The organism is Halomonas sp. SIMBA_159, assembly GCF_046536035.1.
Lineage (GTDB): Bacteria > Pseudomonadota > Gammaproteobacteria > Pseudomonadales > Halomonadaceae > Vreelandella > Vreelandella venusta_A.
This window is the reverse complement of record NZ_JAWJBT010001747.1, coordinates 1-232: the sequence shown is the minus strand read 5'-3', so window position 1 is coordinate 232 and position 232 is coordinate 1. Positions and strand designations below refer to the sequence as shown.

1 protein-coding gene is annotated in these 232 nt (G+C 54.3%); it reads right to left on the bottom strand.

The genetic code is table 11. The features are described 5' to 3' along the window. Nucleotides 1-232: enoyl-CoA hydratase-related protein (locus R0J87_RS25180; RefSeq protein ID WP_498889754.1), on the bottom strand; the 232-nt coding region annotated here is incomplete at both ends.

Below are 232 nucleotides of genomic sequence, written 5' to 3'. Positions count from 1 at the left end.
CAGCGATGACCGGCTTTTTCACTTCATAGATTTGGTTGCTGACCTGCCCGCCAAGATCCCGGTATTCTTCTGCGCTTTGTTCGGAAGCAAAAGTCGCGCCGCCTTCAGACAAATCCATACCGGCGCAAAACGCCCGTCCCGCCCCGGTGACGACAACGACGCGGATATCATCATCCGCATCCACAGTACGGTAAAAGTCCAGCAGTTCTCCGTTCATTTGCTCTGTATAGGC